This is a genomic window from Tepidimicrobium xylanilyticum, from assembly GCF_900106765.1.
Lineage (GTDB): Bacteria > Bacillota > Clostridia > Tissierellales > Tepidimicrobiaceae > Tepidimicrobium > Tepidimicrobium xylanilyticum.
Genome location: NZ_FNNG01000009.1, coordinates 55,398 through 74,897, shown reverse-complemented (window position 1 = coordinate 74,897; position 19,500 = coordinate 55,398). Strand labels below are relative to the sequence as shown.

At 32.7% G+C, this 19,500-nt stretch carries 23 protein-coding genes; 7 read left to right on the top strand and 16 right to left on the bottom strand.

What is annotated here, in order from left to right:
• Positions 1 to 12: 12 nt before the first annotated feature.
• The 5 genes from BLV68_RS15825 to BLV68_RS10240 form a co-directional block, all read right to left on the bottom strand.
• A complete protein-coding gene (locus BLV68_RS15825) occupies positions 13 to 231 on the bottom strand; it encodes a hypothetical protein (protein ID WP_200773751.1) in 219 nt (72 codons plus the stop codon).
• Positions 218 to 1,024, bottom strand: coding sequence for an ABC transporter ATP-binding protein (locus tag BLV68_RS10255; RefSeq protein WP_093753494.1), 807 nt, complete (start codon positions 1,022 to 1,024; stop codon positions 218 to 220). The genes BLV68_RS15825 and BLV68_RS10255 overlap by 14 nt, the downstream gene beginning before the upstream one ends.
• 117 nt (positions 1,025 to 1,141) lie before the next feature.
• On the bottom strand, positions 1,142 to 2,329 hold the full coding sequence (locus tag BLV68_RS10250; RefSeq protein ID WP_093753492.1) for a hypothetical protein: 1,188 nt from the start codon (positions 2,327 to 2,329) through the stop codon (positions 1,142 to 1,144).
• A 108-nt stretch (positions 2,330 to 2,437) separates the two neighbouring features.
• Positions 2,438 to 3,121 (bottom strand): phosphoribosylaminoimidazolesuccinocarboxamide synthase, encoded by a 684-nt coding sequence (locus BLV68_RS10245; RefSeq protein ID WP_093753490.1) that lies wholly within the window; start codon positions 3,119 to 3,121, stop codon positions 2,438 to 2,440.
• Positions 3,122 to 3,146: 25 nt separating this feature from the next.
• On the bottom strand, positions 3,147 to 3,839 hold the full coding sequence (locus BLV68_RS10240; protein WP_093753488.1) for a YczE/YyaS/YitT family protein: 693 nt from the start codon (positions 3,837 to 3,839) through the stop codon (positions 3,147 to 3,149).
• 159 nt (positions 3,840 to 3,998) lie between these two features.
• On the opposite strand from BLV68_RS10240, the gene BLV68_RS10235 reads away from it, so the two are divergent.
• The 3 genes from BLV68_RS10235 to BLV68_RS10225 all read left to right on the top strand — a co-directional run bounded on the left by BLV68_RS10235 (position 3,999) and on the right by BLV68_RS10225 (position 6,729).
• Positions 3,999 to 4,670, top strand: coding sequence for a response regulator transcription factor (locus BLV68_RS10235; RefSeq protein ID WP_093753486.1), 672 nt, complete (start codon positions 3,999 to 4,001; stop codon positions 4,668 to 4,670).
• Entirely contained in the window at positions 4,645 to 6,051 is a 1,407-nt protein-coding gene (locus tag BLV68_RS10230; protein ID WP_093753484.1) for a sensor histidine kinase, read from the top strand. The genes BLV68_RS10235 and BLV68_RS10230 overlap by 26 nt, the downstream gene beginning before the upstream one ends.
• 111 nt (positions 6,052 to 6,162) lie before the next feature.
• Entirely contained in the window at positions 6,163 to 6,729 is a 567-nt protein-coding gene (locus BLV68_RS10225; protein ID WP_093753482.1) for a GerMN domain-containing protein, read from the top strand.
• A gap of 22 nt (positions 6,730 to 6,751) precedes the next feature.
• Here BLV68_RS10225 and BLV68_RS10220 read toward each other — a convergent pair whose 3' ends face one another.
• The 4 genes from BLV68_RS10220 to BLV68_RS10205 form a co-directional block, all read right to left on the bottom strand.
• A complete protein-coding gene (locus BLV68_RS10220) occupies positions 6,752 to 7,627 on the bottom strand; it encodes a tRNA 2-thiocytidine biosynthesis TtcA family protein (protein WP_093753480.1) in 876 nt (291 codons plus the stop codon).
• 133 nt (positions 7,628 to 7,760) lie between these two features.
• Positions 7,761 to 8,336, bottom strand: coding sequence for a prolipoprotein diacylglyceryl transferase family protein (locus tag BLV68_RS10215; protein ID WP_093753478.1), 576 nt, complete (start codon positions 8,334 to 8,336; stop codon positions 7,761 to 7,763).
• Between the two features lie 3 nt (positions 8,337 to 8,339).
• Complete coding sequence (locus tag BLV68_RS10210) at positions 8,340 to 8,933, bottom strand: TlpA family protein disulfide reductase (protein ID WP_200773750.1); 594 nt, start codon at positions 8,931 to 8,933, stop codon at positions 8,340 to 8,342.
• Positions 8,934 to 8,948: 15 nt separating this feature from the next.
• Positions 8,949 to 9,644 carry a cytochrome c biogenesis CcdA family protein gene (locus BLV68_RS10205; protein WP_093753476.1) on the bottom strand — a complete coding sequence of 232 codons (696 nt, stop codon included), beginning with the start codon at positions 9,642 to 9,644 and terminating at the stop codon, positions 8,949 to 8,951.
• A gap of 184 nt (positions 9,645 to 9,828) precedes the next feature.
• Here BLV68_RS10205 and BLV68_RS10200 point away from each other — a divergent pair, with 184 nt between their 5' ends.
• A complete protein-coding gene (locus tag BLV68_RS10200) occupies positions 9,829 to 10,086 on the top strand; it encodes a YkuS family protein (protein WP_093753474.1) in 258 nt (85 codons plus the stop codon).
• A gap of 49 nt (positions 10,087 to 10,135) precedes the next feature.
• On the opposite strand, the gene zupT is transcribed toward BLV68_RS10200, so the two are convergent.
• Both zupT and dapA read right to left on the bottom strand, forming a co-directional pair.
• Positions 10,136 to 10,969: a zinc transporter ZupT gene (gene zupT, locus BLV68_RS10195; RefSeq protein ID WP_234949882.1), complete on the bottom strand. Its 834-nt coding sequence runs from the start codon at positions 10,967 to 10,969 to the stop codon at positions 10,136 to 10,138.
• A gap of 138 nt (positions 10,970 to 11,107) precedes the next feature.
• The gene (dapA, locus tag BLV68_RS10190) at positions 11,108 to 11,992 is read right to left on the bottom strand and encodes a 4-hydroxy-tetrahydrodipicolinate synthase (RefSeq protein WP_093753472.1); all 885 of its coding nucleotides are present in this window, start codon (positions 11,990 to 11,992) and stop codon (positions 11,108 to 11,110) included.
• A gap of 152 nt (positions 11,993 to 12,144) precedes the next feature.
• Between dapA and BLV68_RS10185 the strand changes: the two genes are divergently transcribed.
• Positions 12,145 to 13,155, top strand: a complete 1,011-nt coding sequence (locus tag BLV68_RS10185; protein ID WP_093753470.1) for an aspartate-semialdehyde dehydrogenase — start codon at positions 12,145 to 12,147, stop codon at positions 13,153 to 13,155.
• Between the two features lie 11 nt (positions 13,156 to 13,166).
• The gene (locus BLV68_RS10180) at positions 13,167 to 14,150 is read left to right on the top strand and encodes an aspartate kinase (protein ID WP_093753468.1); all 984 of its coding nucleotides are present in this window, start codon (positions 13,167 to 13,169) and stop codon (positions 14,148 to 14,150) included.
• A gap of 502 nt (positions 14,151 to 14,652) precedes the next feature.
• Here the strand turns inward: BLV68_RS10180 and BLV68_RS10175 are convergent.
• The 3 genes from BLV68_RS10175 to BLV68_RS10165 form a co-directional block, all read right to left on the bottom strand.
• Entirely contained in the window at positions 14,653 to 15,231 is a 579-nt protein-coding gene (locus tag BLV68_RS10175; RefSeq protein ID WP_093753466.1) for a dipicolinate synthase subunit B, read from the bottom strand.
• Position 15,232: 1 nt separating this feature from the next.
• A complete protein-coding gene (gene dpsA / locus BLV68_RS10170) occupies positions 15,233 to 16,063 on the bottom strand; it encodes a dipicolinate synthase subunit DpsA (RefSeq protein ID WP_093753465.1) in 831 nt (276 codons plus the stop codon).
• Positions 16,064 to 16,152: 89 nt separating this feature from the next.
• Positions 16,153 to 16,551: a secondary thiamine-phosphate synthase enzyme YjbQ gene (locus BLV68_RS10165; protein WP_093753463.1), complete on the bottom strand. Its 399-nt coding sequence runs from the start codon at positions 16,549 to 16,551 to the stop codon at positions 16,153 to 16,155.
• A gap of 141 nt (positions 16,552 to 16,692) precedes the next feature.
• Between BLV68_RS10165 and BLV68_RS10160 the strand changes: the two genes are divergently transcribed.
• Positions 16,693 to 18,078, top strand: coding sequence for an MATE family efflux transporter (locus BLV68_RS10160; protein WP_093753461.1), 1,386 nt, complete (start codon positions 16,693 to 16,695; stop codon positions 18,076 to 18,078).
• A 69-nt stretch (positions 18,079 to 18,147) separates the two neighbouring features.
• On the opposite strand, the gene BLV68_RS15485 is transcribed toward BLV68_RS10160, so the two are convergent.
• Both BLV68_RS15485 and BLV68_RS10155 read right to left on the bottom strand, forming a co-directional pair.
• On the bottom strand, positions 18,148 to 18,294 hold the full coding sequence (locus tag BLV68_RS15485; RefSeq protein ID WP_159428676.1) for a hypothetical protein: 147 nt from the start codon (positions 18,292 to 18,294) through the stop codon (positions 18,148 to 18,150).
• A 357-nt stretch (positions 18,295 to 18,651) separates the two neighbouring features.
• A complete protein-coding gene (locus tag BLV68_RS10155; protein WP_093753459.1) occupies positions 18,652 to 19,377 on the bottom strand; it encodes a DUF5714 domain-containing protein in 726 nt (241 codons plus the stop codon).
• Between the last annotated feature and the right edge of the window lie 123 nt (positions 19,378 to 19,500).

The window sequence follows — 19,500 nt, the reverse complement described above, 5'->3', positions numbered from 1 at the left end:
CAACTAAAGGAGTTAAAATAATTTCAAAAATAAAGTATAACCATAGGTCCTTAAAAAGCTACTATCCTTCTCTTTTCCCTTTGAGGAGTCCAGCATAGCTGTAGGAATCCTTCTCCCATCTAAAGTCAACTTTACCTGCAAGATTCTTCTCATAATAGGATAATCTATTCCGAACTTCTCAAAGACCATCTGAAAACTATCCAATAACTTCAATATCCTAAACTCTTTCATAATAATCTACCCCTTGCACTATTGAAGCAAATTCTTTTGCTATCTTCTCATGCCCCTTAAAACCTGTTAGCTGGTTGAAAATTCCCTCTAAGGATCCCTCCATGGACTCTTCCCTCAATTCTTCAAAAGTCCCATCTGCAACTATCAGACCATCGTTTATCAACACAATTCTACTGCTTATTTTCTCAACTACTTCCATTATATGGGATGAATAGAATATGGTTGTTCCTTGAGCTTTTAATTCCGACAATATTTCCTTAAATATCATTACGCTATTAGCATCCATACCACTTAAAGGCTCGTCTAAAAATAATATTTCTGGGTTATTTAATAAGCTGGAGATTATCAACACTTTTTGCCTCATCCCTTTTGAATAAGAGGATATTCGCGAATCGTATACCTGTTTTAAGCCAAATAGTTCCATAAGCTTTTTGGCTTTCTCATCAGCCTCATCGTAAGCCATGCCATATAATTCACCTATGAAAGTTAAATATTCCCTTCCGGTTAGATTATCGTAAACTTCTGAAGTTTCTGGGACATAGCCTATTTTTCTCTTATACTCCACGTTCCCGCTGGATATATTCTCCCCTAAAATCTCCACCTCTCCAGTATAATTTCCGATTAACCCTAACATTATTTTCACCGTTGTACTCTTCCCAGCACCGTTTGGTCCTATATATCCTATAATTTGGCCAGGATATATGTCTAGATCTATCCCCTTTAAAACCTTTTTAGTACCAAAAGATTTTTCTAAATTCCTTATAGTTATAATAGGTCTACCGTTTATTGTCAACTATTCAACCCCTCTAAATTGATTTTTATTAATTTTACCATAAAATGTATAATAAATGGCATGACCTTTAATTAATCAAAAGTCATGCCATTTATAATAAATTCATTGTTTCTATTATTAATTTGCAACTGGCTCTACAACTATATTTTCCACTGACTTGTCTATCATGTCATTAAAGTAAATAGAATTATTTTCATCTACCTTAGGCATATCAATTGTTATATTTTCATTTATATTAAAGATCTTTGAATTAAACTCAACTCCAATGTTTAGCACACCTTTAACTGAATCTGTGTTAGCTTTAGAAACATTTCCAATAGCCCCTAAGTCTATTCTAAAGTCTATATTGCCAGCTTCATAAACTATATATCCATCATTATTAACTCCATATTCTATAACTATACCCTTATCTCCTATTATACTAATATCATCAATCTTATCCATGAACTCATTAAATTTACCTTTTATTTCTGGAAGCCTTCTTTCTAAGTTATCCAATTCCATATCTATTTGTTCTTGCATAAGTTCATTCTCTTCACTTGAGTTTTCTACCATACTCATTACTACATCCATATATCCTTTCATAAATTTTAAAACTTCTTTATTTTCTAAACTGTAGTTTATTGTATACCTCATAAAATCTTTAAAGGATTTGTCATCTAGTTTTAATTCATAGATAGATAGCTTATTTCCGTCTATTGTTCTTTCACCTCTATATTTCACAACTTCAACTTTTGGCTTGAAAGTTTTTAGATAATCCTTAAAGAAATTGTCCAACTTTGACTGCATATCCTTACTAAACTTTATCAATTTGCTATAGTTAACTTTCTCTCCATCTTTAGCTATTAGTTTATCAATATCATACACTATATATTCCTTGTCCATAGCTTCTGGGGACATTCCTGCCATTAACATAGGTGGCATTTTTATAATCTCAATCAACTTAGGCTTATCTCCTGCCATATCAACGTCAACCCATACTGACATTGGCATTTCCATGCCTCCAAAGTTTAATTTCATATCTGCATATGCCTTAGCTGAAGTTTTATCATCATTTTGTTTTATTTTTTGCGTTATACTTACTTCTGTATTATTTAGCAAACTAGTAACTTGCTGTACTATTTGCTCATCTTCTGGTGAAAATCCCTCTCCTTTTAGAGTAAACTTAAATACTGACTTGCTTTCCGCAGAATTAATCTCCTGGGTCTTATTAAAAGCCTTAATAAAAGCTAGCTCATTGTTAGTACATCCAGTTAACATTATAGCAAATATCAAAAATAATGTTATAATTGATCCTTTTTTCATATTTACCATCCTCCTATCTATAATAGTCTCATATATAAATATACGATATATATGATAAATAGTAAACTAATTAATACAAAAAATTCCTATTTTAAACTTATACTTATATTAATCTTCTAATATTAACTTTTCCAACTCTAAAGGTTCAATATATTTGCCATCTTTGTAGGCTCTCATATTACCACCAGAGATCTCATCTATTAATGCAATTTGGTTATTATCAATCCTCCCAAATTCTAGTTTAATATCGTATAGTTCTATTGCCTTTTTTGCCAATTCTTCTTTAATGACATTGCTAATCTTAATGGTCAATTCTTTTAATATTCTATACTCATCCCGGGTCAATATTCCCAGCATATGTAGTGCATCCTCTGTAATCAAGGGATCATTCCTTTCATCATCTTTAAGAGTAATTTCAACATAAGCATCTAAAGGCTGACCTTCTTTAGCATACATACCATAGCGACGTATAAAACTTCCAACAGCCCTATAACGGCAGATTACTTCTAGCCCATTTCCAAATACCTTGGCTGGCTTTACGGTCATAGTGGCTTCTTCAATGTTTGAATCAATATAATGGGTAGGGATTCCCTTATTCTTCAATATTTCAAAGAAGTATTTAGTTAATTTAAGGCCTGACCTACCTGCCCCTTCAATGGTTAATCCTACCTTATTAGCCCCTGGATCGAATACACCATCTTCTCCAGTTAAATCGTCCTTGAACTTTAATAGGTAGTTACCATCTTCCAATTCATATAGATCTTTGGTTTTGCCCTTTGCTATAAGCTTCATTATTATCAACTCCTTCACCTAAGGTTTATCTATTTTTTTCATCACATTTCCTATGCCCAACTAACATTTCCTTTATTAACTTAATATCGTCATCAATAAATCTATGTTGAATAGTATTGACATCAAATTTAGTAACTTTAAAAGCAAATTGCATGAAATATCCTCCAGTTATAGCCATAACTACAGTTCCAATACCTACGCTACCCCCAAGTAAATATCCAATTATGACCGCTATGATTTCCTGAAAGTTTTTTATAAACCTTACAGATTTTTTGGTTTTCTTAACTAAGGCTATCATCAAACCATCCCTAGGCCCTGAGCCCCATCCTACACTAATATACAAATAACACCCAAAACCTAACACCAACATCCCTAAAAGCATCATTATGAAACTTAATACGAAACTTTTAAAGGTAGGAATTAGATGATGAAGCATCAAAAAATCTACAAATATACCTATAAATAACATATTAAAGACAGTACCCCAACCTACCTTTTCCTTAAATATGCTACTGATTATTAAGATGGTTAATCCAGCTAAAATATGGGCTCTCCCAATGGTGATTCCCAATACATTGGATAGCCCTTGATGGAAAACATCCCAAGGAGCTAAACCTAAATTTGCATTTATTGTCATTACTATTCCTGTAGCACAAACAAAATAGCCAATAAATAGTTTTACAATTGATTTTACTAATGATAAAGTCCTTGTGTTCATATCATCCCCTCTTTTTCCTGTATTAATTATATCACTCTAAAGGGACTTTACAAACATTTTTATTGAATATCGGGTCCATAGAATATATTTCTTTAGGAATGGAGCTGTCCAAATGGTATAATAAAATGGAATCATGTTTGCTATTAGGAAGGTGAACTTATGAATATTCTAGTAGTTGATGATGAAAAACTGATAGTAAAAGGATTAAAACATAGTTTAGAACAACAAGACTATAAGGTATTCGTTGCTTATAATGGAGAAGAGGCCTTTCAGATTATAGAAAGTGAAAATATCGATTTCATTATTTTAGATTTAATGCTGCCTGATATAGATGGAATGATACTCTGCAAAAAAATTAGGGAAAAATATAATGTGCCTATTCTTATGCTTACGGCAAAGGATGGAGATTACGATAAAATACTTGGTTTTGAATTTGGTGCTGATGATTACATGACAAAACCTTTTAATGTTTTAGAATTATTAGCCCGCATTAAAGCCATTACTAGAAGATTAGATAGTGAAAAGAAAAAATCCATTCTGTCTATAGGATCCTTAATGATAAATTATGATGAGAGAAAAGTTTTTGTAGAAGAAGAGGAAAAAGACCTTACACAAAAGGAATTTGAAATACTCTACCTATTAGCAAAAAATCCGGGAAGAGTTTTTACTAGAGAAGAAATATTTAAATATATATGGGAAGAGGATCCTTTAGATGTAAGGACCATAGATGTCCATATTAAAAATATTAGGGAAAAGATTGAAAAGGATGTTAAGAACCCAAAATTGATCAAGACTAAATGGGGGGTTGGTTACTATTTCAATAAGATATAAAATGCTAGTTATATATAGTTTAATAATCATCCTAGCTTTTACATCATTTAGTATATTGGTACTGAATAACTATAAGAATACTCAGATAAAAAATATAGAAATCAGTTTATTTCAAACTGCCAATATTGTAGCAGATACCTATAAGAGATATATGGAAAATATAGTTTCTGCAAGGATAATGGTTAAAAGCTACGGAAAACAAGCTAGTTCTAGAATACTGGTATTAAATTCGGACAGGGAAGTATTAATTGATAATTTGAATACCTATCTAGGTAAAACCATCAATAATGAAGAGGTGAGAAGTAGTTTACAAGGCCAATCTAAATCAGGATTATATTCATTAAATGGAAGGGAGATATTGCAGATTTCAGTGCCTATCATTTCTAAAAATATTGATGAAGATAGGATTGTAGGTGCTGTCCTTATTTCTGCTTCTCTGGATTCAATACATAAGGATATAGAAGGATTAAAAAGAAATATGATTAAAATCTCTGCTTCAGCATTAGCCCTATCATTAATTTTAACAATTATTGCTACAAACAATATGACCAAACCCTTAAAGGAGCTATCCTATGGAGTAGAAAAGATTTTTTCAGGAGATTTAGGATACACCGTTAAAAATGAATATAAGGGAGAAATGGGAAGATTAATCGAAGTCTTTAATCGTATGAGCAATAGGCTAAGCAATATTGAAAAAAGCAGAAAAAATTTTATAAACACCATTTCCCATGAATTAAAAACTCCCCTTACTTCTATTAAGGTTTTAATTGAGTCCCTCTCTATAGGTGAAAATAGCTTGGAAATCTATAAAGAATATCTTGATGATGTGTATAAGGAAGCAGAGAGGATGGAAGGTTTGGTAAACAATCTTATGAAATCCATAAAGCTAGAGGATATGGTCTTAAATGTTAAAGAAGAGAATTTAGGACAAATATTATCCTCTACCATAAAGCCAATACTCCCTTATGCAGAGAAAAATAAAGTAAAAGTAATCTTTCATAGCATAGAGGAAACTATAGTTAAATGTGATAAAGACCGGCTAAAAGAAGCATTATTGAATTTATTAGATAACGCCATAAAATATAGGGATGAAGCAAAAGAGGATTCTTTCGTTTCAATTACTGGAATAAAATTACAGGACAAGATTCTAATAACTATTGAAGACAATGGAATTGGAATTGACAGGAAAAGCTTACCCAATATATTCCAAAGTGGCTTTAGAATATTAGAGGACAACTCCCAAAATGGATATAATATAGAAGGTTATGGCATTGGGCTTGCCTTAGTAAAAAATATAATTGACAAGCATAATTGGGAAATAGTTGTAAAAAGCACCCCAAAATTAGGTAGTCTTTTTACAATCGTCATTCCCCTTCACTAGTTTAGAATTTATTTTCATTTTCTTAATAATTTCTTAACATTTCTTCATTATCTCTTAAAAACTTTTATTTATAATATAATTAATAATTATAATTGAAAAGGAAGTGATATTATGAAAAGATTTGTAGCTATATTTTTATTAGCAATTATGGTTTTTAGTCTATCTGCATGTAACAAGTCTAACGCTCCTTCTAATGAAAATGACATATCAAAAGAAGAGCCTATTGAAGTAGAAGAAGATGAAATTATAGAACCTACTCCTAATACCGATGAAATGGAAGTAACCCTATACTTTGCAAATAAAGAATATATAGAAACTGGAGATGAAAGTTTAGAAAAGCTTATTCCAGAAAAGAGAGTAATCCAATATGGAGATATTTCCTTAGAAGAGATGATAGTAAAGGAATTAATGAAGGGACCAGAATCGGAGGAATTGAGCACAGTCATACCTTCAAATGTGAAACTATTAGGCGTTGAAGTGGCTGATGGAACTGCCTTTGTAAATTTTTCTAGTGAAGGTCTTTATGGTGGTTCTTTGCAAGAGGATTTTACCATAGATCAAATAGTCAATTCATTAGTTGAATTGGGTAGCGTCGATAGGGTTCAATTCTTAGTAGATGGTCAAAAAGCTGAAACACTGATGGGACATATTGAAATAACTGAACCTTTCGAGCCATAGAAAAAGTGGGGTTTCCCCACTTTTATTCATGGTAGAAGTCTAAAAAAGAATATTTCTTCCCATCCTTTTCCCAGCCTAATATACTATCCATATTGACATTTTGAGCTGCTCTAAATATTGATAAGTCAACATTTATAAAGCTTTCCTTTAATTTTTCTATTAATTCCTTTATTTCCTCCCGCTTGCTTCCTATTTTTTTGGCAGCTACCATACAAGCACAGTTTAAGGGCCAAATGCCACTATACTGTATAAACCTCTTTATATATTCCTCTTCTATCAAATAAAGAGGCCTTATAAGTTCTATTCCTTCATAGTTCTGAGATTTAAGCTTAGGCAGCATAGTTTTAAAGTTACCAGAGCATAAAAGGTTTAAAAGAGTAGTTTCTATTACATCGTTAAAATGATGGCCAAGAGCTAGTTTATTACATCCTAATTGCTGAGCCTTGCCATATAAAGCCCCTCTTCTCATTCTGGCACACATGTAGCATGGGTAGTCTTCTGCAATTCTGCTCGTTATTTCAAATATTCCAGATTCAAATATATGAATTGGAATATTCAAATACTTACAATTATCAATCAAAAGCTGCTTAATATCTGGATGATAACCTGGATCCATTGCAATGAATTCCAATTCAAAATTTCCATTGCCATGACGGTGTAATTCTTGGAATAGCTTAGCCATAAGCAGGCTATCTTTCCCTCCAGATATAGCCACTGCAATCCTGTCTCCAGATTGGATCAATTCATATTCCTTAATAGCTTTAATAAATTTACTCCATATATGCTTTCTATATCTTTTTATAATGCTACGCTCTATTTCATGAAGGGGTTTTCTATCCTCAGTAGGAACTAAAACCTCACATCCAGATCCTGCTAATTTATTTTGATTTTCTGCCACTTTTATCACTCCATGTCCTTAATCTTTTATTATTATATCATTCTTTTATCTTTTTCACATTATTTTCTGCCTTTATAAAAAGTAAGATAAAAGCTAAATAGATGCTTATTCAGCTTTCATCCTACTCTACATTTTAATACCTTACTATTATATAATATAAAATTATAGCTATGCCCAAAATTATGATGGATATATATTTATTATTTAATCTCTTGCTTAAAATTAGTTGTAATAAAGCACTTAATAGGAACATTAAAGATAAGCCTAAAATCTTAATATGATCTAATGATAATATGAGCCTATTAAACTTTACTACCCATATTCCTAAAGCCATAGAAAAATAAAAAGGTATGATGAAAATGTTTAAGAGTTTCTCGACCTTAATATTATATCTTTTCGATATAAAGGTTAATGCTAAAAGACTAGACAGTATGCCTCCAATAAGGGATAGATTATAATGGGAAATCTTAAATAATAAATATATATTATCCTTATATAAATTAGGATGTATTAAAGCATATCCTAGCCTTGCTCCAACAAATCCAACTATAAGCAAAATCATGTATACATCTTGTATTTTGTTTTTTTCTTCTTCATATTCTACCGCCAAAATGCTAGCCAGTATATAGCCTAAAGTGGCAGAAACCATAGCAAAAAAGATAAACCAAGTTATACTTATATTTTTATAAGTAAAGAAAAATGGCTTCATTTACTAATTTCCCCTTATGCTTTCCAGTATCTGATTCACTTGGGCATATGTCATCATCCCTGACACCCCTCCTAATAATATACCATCTTTATCCACAAAGTAGGAAGTAGGAAATCCGCTTACCAAATAAGTTCTAGCCACCTCCCCTTTAGTGTCTAATAGTACTTTGAAATCATATCCACCCTTTTTTATATATTCTTCAACCTTTTCCCTTTCTTCCATCACGTCTATCGCCAACACCATTAAATCATCGTTTTCCTCATGCAACCTTTGAAGGTCTGGCATTTCCTTATCACAGTATTGACACCAAGTACCCCAAAAATTGATTAACACTATTTTTCCTCTGTAATCTTCTAGGGATACCTCTTCACCTTGCAAGCTTTCAAGAGTAAAATTAGGAGCTAACTTGTCTATGGCTAACTCAGTTATATCATCATTAGCAGATTCTCCAATAGTATCTTCAACATCGTCCACTACATTATCCTGCTCTTGTGGGTTTTGTTCTACAACTCCCTTGTCATCTTCCATAGTAAAAAAGTATAATCCCCAAACTAATACTAAGACAATCAATAATATGACTAAAATTTTTTTATTCACAATTACCTCTCCTTTTCACAATAATAGCCTGCTTATATTTATGATCTTATTGAAGAATACTAATATACCAAAAATAACTAGAATCAATCCGCCAATCTTAGGAATATATAAAAGAGCCATTCCAGCTTTTTCAAGGAACTTGCTGAATGTATTGATAAATAATGCTGTCAATATGAAAGGTATAGCCATCCCTATGGAATATATAAATAATAAATAAACTCCCTTTGACAGGGTAGCAGCCCCACTAGCATAAATTAGAATAGATGCCAATACTGGGCCAAAACAAGGAGTCCATCCAGCAGCAAAAGCCATTCCCATTAGAATAGAACTAAACCAATTGGAAATCTCATTGGGTGCCTTCACCTTTTTTTCCATGTTCAAAAATTTAAAATTTACAATTCCCATCATATTCAAACCAAAAAGTATTATTAAGACTCCACTTATCTTAGAAAATATTTCCCTATTTCTTACGAACAGTTTTCCTAAAAAGCTGGCAGATGTCCCCATTATCATGAATATAATCGTAAAACCAATTATGAAGCCTATAGTCCTTGTTAGTGCAATAAGTCTTTTTCCCTCTAGTTCCCTTTCCAAACTGACACCTGCCATATACATTATATAGGCTGGTATCAACGGCAATATACATGGTGAAAAAAAAGATAAAAAGCCCGCTCCAAAAGCTACAGGTATTGATACATTTCCTAATTCCATAACCTCACTCCTAAAAATCTATGTATTAAAAAATATACCCCATATCCCTATATTATAACTAAAACCTATAAATTTTCAATTCTATCTATTAATTATTGGAGTGAATAATAGAGTATTTTATCATGCTCTTCTATGTAAAAATAAAAATATCAAATATGATCATAATAATTTGTGAGGTGATTTTATGGATAAAAGGGTAGTTGTTGAAGATTCCTTAAAGGAACATATCGATTTTCTTAAAAAATCAGGATATGAAGTTGAAAGGATAAGCAAACCGGAAGATGTTAATAATGTTCAGTCCTTTAATTATGATGCTGTAGTAGTATCGAGTATAGATGATTTTTCCATGGGAACAACAACCTTTAGGCCTAGTGCGCCTGTTGTAGAAGCTAAAGATAAGACGCCTAGAGAAGTATTCAATATATTGAGAACCAGATATTAACGCAAGACAGCAATTGAGCTGTCTTTTTCGTTAATCCCTGGTTTATTTGTTAATTTACTAATAATAAGCTCAATGCCATTACTACCATGCCTGATATAAGTCCATAGATAGCAGTATGGTGTTCTCCATATTTTTCTGCTGTTGGAAGCAGTTCATCTAAGGATATATAGACCATAATTCCTGCAACAGCTGCAAAAACCAATCCAAATAATTTCTCATTGAAAATTCTCATCAATATAAGATAGCCTACCAAGGCACCTAAGGGCTCTGAGAGTCCTGATAAAAAAGAGTAAGAAAATGCTTTTTTACGACTTCCCGTTGCAAAATAAATGGGAACGGAAACTGCAATTCCCTCAGGTATATTATGGATTGCTATGGCAATGGCTATGCTTATACCTAAAGATGGATCTTGAGCAGCACTTATAAAGGTTGCCAATCCTTCAGGAAAATTATGTATTGCAATGGCTAGAGCTGAAAAAAGCCCCATTCTCATTAATTCTTCACTTTCAAATTCCACTTCTATACCATTCCCCTTCATCTCCTTAACGTCCCGCATTTCATGGGGATTCTTTTCACTAGGAACGAATCTATCAATCAATGCAATTATAAATATTCCAACAAAAAAGGCTATAGTAGTAATCCAATATCCTTTTGTTGGACCATATACTAATTCTAATGATTCTTTTGCTTTAACAAATATCTCAATAAAGGAAACATATATCATAACTCCTGCTGAAAATCCTAAGGCGCCAGATAAGAATTTCTTATCTGTCTGCTTAGTATAAAAGGCTAAAGTACTACCAATACCCGTAGATAAACCTGCAAATAAGGTTAATCCAAAGGCAAATAATATATTACCATTCAATTTAATCATCCTTTCCATATAATATTCTCACAAATCACAATTCATATATACCCCGATGTTAAGTTAATTAACCGTCTGTTAAGCAATATAATATGCCAACAAACGGTTAATTCAAGACCTTTTCATCTATCAGTATGATTTAAAACGACTTTATATTTATTGTACAATTTCCTTGCCTAGATTTTCTAATTCCCTTCTTATTATTCCTTTTACCTTTTCATCTGCTTCAGTTAAAGGTAACCTTAATCCCCCTACTTTGATATCTACTAAGTTTAAAGCTGCCTTAACAGGTATCGGATTTGAGACTATAAATAGGGTCTCAAATAGCTTAAATAGTCTGAGGTGTATTTCCATGGCTTTTTTTGTATCTCCATATACAAAAGCATCAATCATTTCTCTCATTTCTTTACTCACAATATGAGAACAGACGCTAACCACTCCATAAGCACCTACTGCCATAGCTGGAAGGGTCATTGAGTCATCCCCAGAGTAGACTAAAAAGTCCTTAGGCTTTCTCCTTATTATTTCAGATATCTGATTTATATTACCACCGGCTTCTTTTAGCGCAACTATATTTTCAATGGCAGCTAACTTCTCTACCGTTTCTGGCAATAAATTGCAGCCCGTTCTTCCTGGAACGTTATATAACATAATAGGAGCATCTAAATTTTCTGCTACCTTTTTAAAATGATCATATAATGATTTTTGATCAGGCTTATTATAATAAGGTGTTACTACTAAAAGCCCATCTACCCCTGCTTCTATTGCTCTTTGTCCGTTTATAATGGTATCCTCAGTAGAATTGGTTCCGATTCCAGCAATAATCGGAACATTAACATTTGCTTTGATAACCTCATATAGTTTAACTTTCTCCTCTAATTTTAAAGTAGGCGCCTCTCCTGTAGTTCCCGTAATAACTAATCCTGTATTTCCTTCTTCAACTAGCTTTTTTGCTAAGCGAACAGCTTCTTCATAATTTACGTTCAAATCTTCATCAAAAGGCGTAACCATTGCTGTAATAAGTCTCCCCCAATTTACCATTCGAAAACCCCCTTAACTATTTTCAATAATATATAATATGTTAATGCTTTATTTTATGTTCTATTTTTTTAATATTTAACCCTTTAAAGGACATATGAATAGTATATAATTAACCGATTTTAAAACATGACATTTTCAAGGAGGGGATTATTTTGAAAACCTACAATATAGCTGTTGTCGGACCCTTGGGATTAGTAGGAAGGAAGGTTATAGATATACTGGTGGAACGGAGATTCCCAGTTGGTGATATTAAATTCCTAGGAACTTCAAAAAATAAAAATAAAAAAGTTGAATTTAATGGAGAGTCCATACTAACAGAGGTAGCTAAAGAAGGTGCTTTCATGGACGTCGATATTGCTTTTTTCTGCGTTGATAGTAGTATTAGTAAATATCTTGCACCTATAGCAGTTAAAGAAGGTGCTATAGTAATAGATAATAGCAGTGCTTGGAGAATGGACAATAATGTACCACTGATAATTCCCGAAGTAAACCCTGAGGATCTACACTCCCATAGAGGAATTATATCGAACCCCAATTGCTCAACTATACAAATGCTAGTACCATTGAAGCCATTACACGACATTTATAAAATTAAAAGAATTGTAGTATCTACCTATCAGTCAGTATCAGGTACTGGAAAACAAGGAATGGAAGAATTAAATAATCAAATGATAGATTACTGCTTTAATGTACCTATGACCAGCTCAGTATATCCCCATCAAATTCTATTTAATGTATTACCTCATATAGACCATTTCTTAGAAAATGGCTATACAAAAGAGGAGATGAAGATGGTTAATGAAACCAAGAAAATATTAGATGAAAATATTAAGGTAACTGCTACTACAGTCAGAATTCCAGTCTTCATCGGCCATTCGGAATCAGTAAATATTGAAACTGAAAAACCCATTAAAGTGGAAGATGTAATAAATATTCTTGAGAAAGCAAAGGGCGTTAAAGTTATAGATGATATTAAATCCAATTCATATCCCATGCCCATCCATATACAAGGGAAGGATGAAGTCTTTGTAGGTAGAATTAGAAAAGATTTTTCCATAGAAAATGGAATTAATATGTGGATTGTAGCTGATAATCTCAGAAAAGGGGCAGCCCTAAATTCAGTACAAATTGCTGAAACATTAATAGAAAGAAACATATTATAGTAGGTGATAAAATGGATACTATTGTACTAAAATTTGGGGGAACTTCCTTCAAAAACTTAAACCATAATCCAGATATCTTATACCATATAAGTAATTATATTAAAAAGGGCTTAAAACCTGTAGTGGTTGTTTCAGCCATTGGTAGACAAGGAGACCCTTATGCTACGGATACTTTAATTCAACAATTGGAAGAAATTAATCCTAAAATAAAACCTAAAATAAAGGATCTTATAATGTCCTGTGGTGAAACTATATCAACAAGCATAATTGCCCATCTGTTGGAATCCAATAATATCCCATCAGAACCTTTAATGGGATTCCAAGCAGGTATTGTTACAGATGAAAAATTTAATTCTGCAGAAATAATTAGTATTAATACTTCTACTATAAAAAAACATATGGATAGAGGAAAAGTAGTAGTGGTGGCAGGATTTCAAGGTATAACTAAGAACAATGAGATTACCACCTTAGGTAGGGGAGGCAGCGATATTACTGCTATAGCCTTAGGAGGATATCTAAATGCTAAAAGGGTAGATATTTTCACTAATGTCCCCGGTGTAGCTTTCATAGATCCTATAATGGTACCTAAAACTAAATATATTAATAATATTTCCTATAGAAATATGTACATTCTCTCTTCTAAAGGAGTAAAGGTAATTCACCCTAAAGCGGTAGAGTTAGCAGAAAGATTTAATATTCCCGTTCGAATTACTTCAACCTACTTAAATGTTCCTGGCACCCTTATCTCCAATGAAGATGGAGGAGAAAAGATTATTGGGATTGCTGTCAACTCTTTAGATGATAAAAGCATATTTACCATTTTATACGATGATGAATTTAGTAAAAACCTTTTTAAACGTTTAAATATATTTATCGCAGAAAATAACGGCAATATATTGGAAATCACTTATCATAATGGTGAAGTGGCTTTAGTAGTCAGTAATGAAAATGCTTATAACTTTGCTAATAATTTGTATAGTCATTTAATAAAATAGCAAAAACTTGTGCTGTTTCATAGCTATTAAATTAGTTATGAAATAGCTCTTTTTTTGAACCTAATCAGCAACTCCTACGATATCTAGAATTTGATATTATTATAGCCTCTGCTGACTTCTCATGACAAATATTGTTTAAACCATGGTTCTAACCACTAATCCCGTAATAGATTTTCACCATCAAGCTGTTGTCCATGCCGAGTACATTAAAACAGGTCGAAAAGCTAATACTTTTGGCCCTGTTTTCCTTTTAAGAGGCTTTTTATTTTTAAACAGCCTTATAAATAAGTGCTGTTGCAATAGCAATACGTTGTTTTTTATCCACCAGAAAGGTTTTTATCATTATAAAAAATCAAGGTATTACCATATAAATTTATTTATCATATTTCATCAACCAAACATTTTTAATAAAATCTTTTATAATAAGATCTATATGTACACAAAAAAGGCTGTTTCATGGCTGATTTATCAGTTATGAAACAGCCCCTATATTTTTTGGCCTTTAATCTAATATAGGCTGAATTTGCCTTCCAAGCAAAGCTTCTCTTATAGTAGATTCAATCTTCTCGAAGTTAGCTATTAATGAATTAGGTTTACCGAATGGATTATCTTGACTAAAAGGTACAAAATAGACGTTTTTTGTATTTAGTAGAAGCCCTAAATTTTTTGCATTGGCTCCTAGGGCATCGTTGGTTGCAATAGCTAAAACTAAGGGCTTCTGGTTCCTTAAATGGGCTTTACAAGCCATGGTTACAGGTGTATCTGTAATGGCATTAGCTAATTTAGCTAGGGTATTTCCTGTGCACGGGGCTACTATCATAATATCCAATTTTAACTCAGGGCCGACGGGTTCCGCATCTACTATGGTGGAAATTACTTCTCTGCCCGTTATCTTACTCAGTTTATCCTTCCATTCTTGAGCTTTGCCAAACCTCGTATCAAAAGAATCGGTAGAATAGGAAATTATCGGATATATATCTGCTCCTAGTTCTTTAACCTTTTCTATCTGGGGAAAAACGTACTCGAAATTACAAAATGAACCAGTTAAGGCCCAGCCTAATTTTATTTTATTAAAGTCCATATTAAATGCCCCTTTCTTCAATAATATTGTAAATAGTCTCCTTTATGATATTAGCTGCAGTTAATGGCGCTACTTTCCCAGGCAATCCCAAAGCATGGATAACCTTAATTCCCAGTTCCTCTGCCTGCATAAAGTCTACACCACCAGGTTTTGATGCTAAATCAATAATTAAGGTTTTTCTATGGAAATGTTCCAATCTCTCCTTAGTAAGTATTAAAGACGGAATTGTATTAAATACAAAATCCATATCTCCAACATTCTCATTCAATTGATTAAATCCTATTGCTTTGTAATTTAAACTTTTAATCCAAGCAATATCCTTAACTTTTCTTGCTGCTATATAAACATTTGCTCCTATACCGTGCAACATATTTGCCAGTATCTTGCCAATTCTTCCAAAGCCTAATATCAATACATTAGAATTGTGAAGAGTAATAACTGAATGTTCAATAGCTAGTTTAATAGCCCCTTCAGCAGTAGGGATGGCGTTTAATATCTGCAGTTCTTCCCTATCAAAATAGTCTACAAGTTCGATTCCATATTTCATCGCCTTTTTCATTTGCTCATCTGCTATGCCACCTGCCATTAAAACCTGACCTTTTTTCATACTTTCAAAGACAATTTCTATAGGTATTTTTTCAATATGGAAAGGTGCATTAATAGTCTTATTATCCTTAGTAAAAGGTAAGGGACCGATTATTATATGACAATCTCGAAAATTTAAACCTTCAATATGGGATATTGTAATATTATGCCCATCCTCATAGAGTAGATTTGCTAATTCAATGCTTCTATTATCCCCTCCTAAGATTAAAAATTTTTTTGGCTCCATGTAATCCCTCCAAAACAAACCAATCAATAATATATTATGTAAATCTTTCTCCAATGTTACTGAAAAAACAAATCCCCAAACTAAAAAGTTTAGGGATCTGATCTTTGAATATCTATGTATATTTTTCTAGTCCTTGGCCCATCGAATTCACAAAAATATACCCCTTGCCATGTGCCAAGTTTTAATTTACCATTTCTAATAATTAAGCTACAGGAAGAGCCCATTAAAGATGTTTTTATATGGGCATGGGAATTTCCTTCATAATGGCGGTAATCTCCTTTTACAGGAAATACTCTATTTAACATCATTAACATATCTTCAACAACGGTAGGATCTGCATTTTCATTAATAGTAATACCTGCTGTAGTATGAGGGACAAATACTACCGCTGTTCCATTTTCTATGCCTTTCTTTCTTATGGCCTCGTTTATAATGGAAGTAATATCTATAAACTCCTGTTCTTTACTAGTCCTAATTTGAAATTCCATATAATCTCCCTCCATATATTTTTTTCAAATTAGCTAATAAAACATTTAAATTGACAAAGGATATTAATTGATATAAACTATTGTTTGTCTAAGCGAAAATAAGGTATTCTATTTGACAATACATATCAAGGAGGTTAGGCTATGGCAAAATTCAAAGAACTATTTGCACCTAAAGACTTGACTGAAGGTCCGCCTTGGAAGCGAATTATCGAGTTTGCAATACCCATGTTAATTGGGAATATCGCCCAACAACTATATAATACCGCCGATTCCATAATTATAGGTTTATATGTGGGTGATAATGCTCTGGCTTCTGTTGGTAGTGCATCTCCCATATTAAACCTTTTATTGGTACTCTTTGTCGGTGTTTCTGTAGGTGCTGGTATAATGGTATCTCAATATTTTGGTGCTAAAGATAGAGAAAAACTTTCCCATACTATTGGAATATGTATCTCATTAACAGCCATAGTTTCAGCAATAATTATAATTATAGGTCCTATTGTAACACGTCCTTTTCTTAAACTTTTAAACACACCAGAAAGTATTATCGATTGGAGTGCTCAATATCTAATCATCTATTTCGTCGGCATAGCAGGATTTTCATACTATAATATTTTATCAGGTATTTTACGTGGACTTGGCGACTCCCTATCGGCACTTATATTCTTACTTATATCCACTGCTTTAAATGTGGCTCTTGACATCCTATTCGTTGCCAAGTTTAATATGGGTGTTCCTGGGGTTGCTCTTGCTACCGTTTTAGCACAAGCAATATCAGCAATACTTTGTATGTTGAAGCTTCTAAAGATGAAGGAGAATTTCGACTTAAACTTAAAAATGTTAAAACTTGATAAAGATTATACTTATAGATTGATAAAACTGGGATTACCATCTGGAATAACTCAAGGAATATTCTCTGTTGCTATGATCATAGTACAATCTTTGACCAATAGCTTTGGTGAATTGGTTATAGCCAGTAATGTAATAATCATGCGTGTTGACGGTTTTGCCATGATGCCAAATTTCTCCTTTGGAAGTGCAATGACAACATATGCTGGCCAGAATATAGGTGCTAGAAAAATGGATCGAGTTGAAAAAGGAACTAAACAAGGTACCATGATTGCTGTTGGAATTTCAACTGTAATAACCATACTGATTTTAATTTTTGGTAAATATTTAGTCAGCATTTTTACTGATACTAAGGAATTAATCGATTTTAGCACTCGTATGATGAGAATCCTTGCAGTAGGCTATGTGGCAATGGCAGTAACCCAAAGTCTATCTGGAGTCATGCGCGGTGCAGGGGATACCATAACACCCATGTGGATATCGCTTATTACTACAGTCTTTCTTCGCGTACCAATAGCTTATGGTATTGCATATTTTACAAGATGCAAAGCCTATCCCACTGGAAGGCCTGAATCAGTTTTTATCTCCCTACTTGTAGCCTGGACTATGGGGGCTATAATAACTACTTTATTCTTTAGAAAAGGTAAATGGCGTGAAAAAGCATTAATTAAAGATTAAAGATATCTTTCCCATCTTAAGCCTTATTTAAAGATGGGAAAGTTTTTTATTGATATAAAAAACTTTTATTTATAGATTACTATTTTCTATATGATGGCTTATGATCCTATTATACTTATATATCATAGTTATAACGGCTCTTGATAAATCGTAGGCTTTTACCGTAGACTCTTCACCTCTTAGCCCCACATTGGACTTCTTCAAATATACCTTCAATCCATGTATATTCAACTCCTCTTCTAACTACTTTTTTGCTACTATCTCCTGCTTCATCATAATCCTATTTTCAGCGCCAGATAGCTTATAATAGGTAAACCTATTATGTATGATGTACTTTTAAGCCACTGAACATTGTTCCTGCTATTAACTCTACCTATTAAGATAAGGGTAATAATCCCGAAAAGGGCATAGAAAATTACAATAGTTGTATCTGTTATAAATATGATATTAATAGGAGTAAACAAATGATTAGCATGTCCATAAACAACCTTAACTTATCTAAACCCCTATACCTTCTTATATAAAGCCCCCTCTAGCCCCGCCTCTGGATAAGCAATTATTAAACTATCAATATCATCTCCTATAATAAGGACATTCATCTTTAAGACATTCTCTATTTCTCAATCTGAAACTGCAAATAGGACTTAGGGCTCTATAATCATAGAGTTTTACATTTAAAAATTCATCCGTAAATTTTGTTGCTTCTTCGATAGCAATAAATGAATTCCTTTTACAGCACCTAGGGCCACCTATTTTGGCCATTGTTATTAAAGCAGTACCTGTCATTAGATTGGCTAGTCCCCAGCTATCCTTAGTTAATGGACTTGCCCCAGAAATAATACTTATATACATACCAGCACCTACTGCTGCCCCACAATTACCATAAAAGCCACAAAAACCACCTTTAATATCCTTAGCCCTATTCTTTGCTACTGCAAGTTTTTTTGTTTTAACATCTTTTTTATCTAATATGTTATAATAGGACGCTATAAGAACAGCAGGTACTAGAAAATGGTGTTCCGGTCCATGCATATTAATCGATGGGCTTTTCATTAATTCAATTGCTATCTCCAAGGGATTAGTTTTATCAGTCCCTCTACAATAACTTTCTATCAATTCAACTCCATCCATAGAATGACATGTATCACAAACATAATGACCATCTAAACAGTTTACATTGGACTTAAATTTCTTATGGCAATATATACATTCTGCTTCCCTATAATCTTCAAAATAAATCAACTCTTTACCACATATCATACAGTCTCTAGTATGCTTTGTCTTGGGACTTTTTTCCATCACAGTCTCCTTTCCGTAGTCGATATCTTTGGTATATTTATAAATACCAACATCTTCATTTAATATTTTACAAAGGGAATCCGTTTTTACCAATACTTAATTTATTAAAATACTTTAATATAC